General features: G+C 63.1%; 3 protein-coding genes. All 3 read left to right on the forward strand.

What is annotated here, in order from left to right; all coding sequences use genetic code 11:
• Positions 1–872: 872 nt before the first annotated feature.
• From istA to HWY05_RS37565, 3 genes are read left to right on the forward strand one after another with little or no spacing between them, the layout of a single operon-like run.
• Positions 873–2384, forward strand: a complete 1512-nt coding sequence (gene istA / locus HWY05_RS37555) for an IS21 family transposase (protein ID WP_176061472.1) — start codon at positions 873–875, stop codon at positions 2382–2384.
• The gene (istB, locus tag HWY05_RS37560) at positions 2365–3147 is read left to right on the forward strand and encodes an IS21-like element helper ATPase IstB (RefSeq protein WP_176061470.1); all 783 of its coding nucleotides are present in this window, start codon (positions 2365–2367) and stop codon (positions 3145–3147) included. Before istA ends, istB begins: the two co-directional genes overlap by 20 nt.
• The gene (locus HWY05_RS37565) at positions 3144–3362 is read left to right on the forward strand and encodes a hypothetical protein (RefSeq protein WP_176061471.1); all 219 of its coding nucleotides are present in this window, start codon (positions 3144–3146) and stop codon (positions 3360–3362) included. Before istB ends, HWY05_RS37565 begins: the two co-directional genes overlap by 4 nt.
• Positions 3363–3480: the final 118 nt, after the last annotated feature.

The following is a 3480-nucleotide window of genomic DNA, read 5'->3' on the forward strand; positions in this document are numbered from 1 at the left end:
TGTCGATGGTGCTGGGGATCCGCTCAAATCTGGCGTCGCAAGGTTGACGGCGGCGTTGCAAACGCGTATGCGCGCGACGAGATGAGGGGTAGGTGGTCCTGGGGATACTGGAGTAAATGGCAAGGAGTTGACGCAGGGTGCGTCGAAGGGAGCCCGTAGGGCGACTGGAGACGCACCCTGCGGCGCATCACGCGAACAGTCTGGGCCGTGATAGAAAGGCGGTTCGCCGAAGAAACAACCGGCGCAGCATCGGCCATCAAGACCTCGCGAGTCAAACCGATGCCGCGCCCACACTGAGTCCGGATGTCAGGTCCGGCGCACCTGTGCGCGTCAATTGTTGCATGGCAGGTGTGCTCTGTCGATGTTCTTCGGCGTTCATCAAGGAACGCCGATGCCCGGAAGAAATTCCTGTGGGATTCAGTCCACAGGCCGCCTGCTGGTGTGCGCCCGTTGCCGGGCGCAGGTCCTCATTTGCGGGCCCTGTGACCGCGGCAACCGCTATTGCCGCGATTGCACCAAAGAGGCCCGGCGGGTCAGTGTGCGCGAAGCCGGCCGCCGGTATCAGCGCAGCCGTCGCGGGCGCTTTGCCCACGCGGCCCGATCGCGACGCCACCGGGCTCGACGCAAAATCGTGACGCATCACGGTTCACCCGCTCCCCCTGCCAATGATGTACTGCAAGCGGACCTGACGACAGGCGCCGCCGTTGCAGTTCAAGCCGATGATCGTACGACGGCGGCGCCAGCGCCGACGGCATCAGCAACGCCGCACTGTCACTATTGTGGCGGCCCGTTGCCACCGTTCGTGCGAACTGGCTTTGTGCGTCGTCGAGGTCCGCGTCGTATTTATTGCTTCGATCGCGGAGACATTCCTGATGACCATAAAAGCTGAACTGGAGGCGCAGATCCTGCGCCTTTACCACGTCGAAAAGTGGCGCTGCGGCACCATCGCGAAGCAGTTGCGTGTGCATCGTCAGACAGTGCAGCGTGTGCTCGCGTATGCGGGGCTGCCACGACACGGACCGCCGCCGCGCCCTTCAATGATTGAGCCGTACCTTCAGTTCATCCAGCAGACACTGGAGACGTTTCCGACGCTGACGGCCAGCCGCCTGTACTCGATGGTACGCGAGCGCGGCTACAAGGGGGCGCCTGACCACTTCCGGCACCTGATTGCGCAACGCCGTCCGCGTCGGGCGGCCGAGGCATTCCTGCGTCTGCGCACGTTGCCGGGAGAACAGATGCAATGTGACTGGGCCCACTTTGGCCACATGGAGATCGGTCGGGCGAGGCGCCCGCTGATGGCCTTCGTGATGGTGCTCTCGTACTCGCGCGACATTTATCTGCACTTCTTCCTCGATGCCCGGACGGAGAACTTCCTTCGCGGGCATGTCGGCGCGTTCACCCATTGGGGTGGGCTCGGGAAGGTCATCCTGTACGACAACCTTAAAAGTGCTGTGCTTGAGCGTCAGGGTGACGCGATTCGCTTCAACCCGAGGCTGCTCGCATTTGCCGGGCATTACCGGTTCGAGCCGCGTCCGGTGGCGGTATACCGCGGTAACGAAAAAGGACGAGTCGAGCGGGCCATTCGCCATATACGCGAAGCGTTCTTCGCGGCGCGCGCCTTCAGGGATCTCGATGATCTGAATGCCCAGGCCGAGCACTGGTGCCGCACCCAGGCGGCCGACCGGCCGTGTCCGGAGGATCGGACCATGACGGTACGCGAGGCCTTCGCGATGGAGAAGCCGTTACTGCTTGCGCTGCCAGAGAACCCTTACCCCGTCGAGGAGCAGCTCGAGGTGAAGGTCGGCAAGCAGCCGTACGTGCGCTTCGACCTGAACGATTACACGATCCAGCACACGCATGTGCGACGCACGCTAAGCGTACGCGCCGACCTGCAGCAGGTGCGCATCTTCGATGGCGCCCAGCTCGTTGCCAGTCACCCCCGCAGCTATGACCGTGATGCGCAGATCGAACTGCCCGAGCACATCCGTGAGCTCAAGGAACGCAAACGCCAGGCGAGCCAGCATCGCGGCGTCAACAGCCTGACGAAGGCCGTGCCGGCCAGCCAGTTGCTGCTCACGCGCGCGGCTGAGCGCGGCGCAAATCTCGGTGGGCTCACGAACGGGTTGCTGCGCCTGCTCGACCGGTACGGCGCAGCCGAGCTGCAGGCCGCGGTCGAGGAGGCGCTCGCGATAGACGTACCGCACACAAACGCCGTCCGTCTGGCGCTGGAGCGCCGGCGTGCCGCGCGCGGTGAGCCGCCTCCGGTCGCGATGAGTCTGCCCGAGCACGTGCGGCGCAAGGACACGCCGGTGCAGCCGCATCGGCTCGACAGCTACGATCAACTGACAACGGACAATGATGACCATGAACACGAAGACCACTGACATCCTGCTCACGCGCGCGCGGGCATTACGCCTGAACGGCCTGGCCGGGCACTGGCCCGAGGTGGCCAGCGCTGAATGGGTCGCGCCGCTTATCCAGTGGGAAGAAGACGAGCGCACCCACCGATCCCTGCAGCGGCGCATCCGCGCCGCGAAGCTGGGTGACTTCAAGGCGTTGGGCGACTTCGACTGGCAATGGCCCAAACGCATCGATCGCGTGGCCGTCAGTGAACTGATGTCGCTGGAGTTCGTCAGGGAGGCAACCAACGCCGTGTTCATTGGACCAAACGGAGTGGGCAAATCGACGCTTGCGCAGAACGTGGCCCATCAGGCGCTCATTCAGGGTCATACGGTGCTGTTCAAGGCCGCAGGGGAAATGCTCGGCGAACTTGCCGCGCTCGATAGCGATTCGGCGTTGCGCCGGCGTCTGCACTACTACGCAACGCCGGACCTGCTCTGTATTGACGAAGTCGGCTATCTGTCGTACTCAAACCGGCATGCCGACCTGCTGTTCGAACTGATCAGCAGGAGATACGGGTCCCGTTCTACGATCGTGACTACTAACAAACCATTCAAGGAATGGAACGAGGTGTTCCCGAATGCCGCCTGTGTCGTGTCGCTGGTTGACCGGCTGGTGCATCGCGCCGAGGTCATCGCGATCGAGGGCGAATCCTACCGTCTCAAGGAGGCGCGCGAGCTCGCCGAAGCGCGTTCCCGACGGCGAGGAGCAAAGAAGAGCGGCGCGCAGGAAGGAGCGGACGAATGAGTCGAACGCCATTGCTGCCATCGGGTCGCCGGCAAGGCTTGCCATTTGTTGTGCCTGACGACTGGACACCCGAGCAGGCACTCGCGGTGTTCGAGTTACTCGACGACATACTCGACGTCGTCCGTCAGCATTATGCACGCCAGCTTCACGAGTCCTTACACGCACAGCGCGCGAATCACGGCGATACCCGGGTACGGGACGATCCTCCGTTCTAGCGGATTCGTTGCACATCACATCATCAACCACGAGGGGGCCACACGGCCCCCTTATTGTTGAGCGCTTTGCTCAACCTTGCGACGCCATCTTTAAGCGGTTTTACACCGCCGACAACAC

Source organism: Paraburkholderia sp. BCC1876, from assembly GCF_902833695.1.
Taxonomy (GTDB): Bacteria; Pseudomonadota; Gammaproteobacteria; order Burkholderiales; family Burkholderiaceae; genus Paraburkholderia.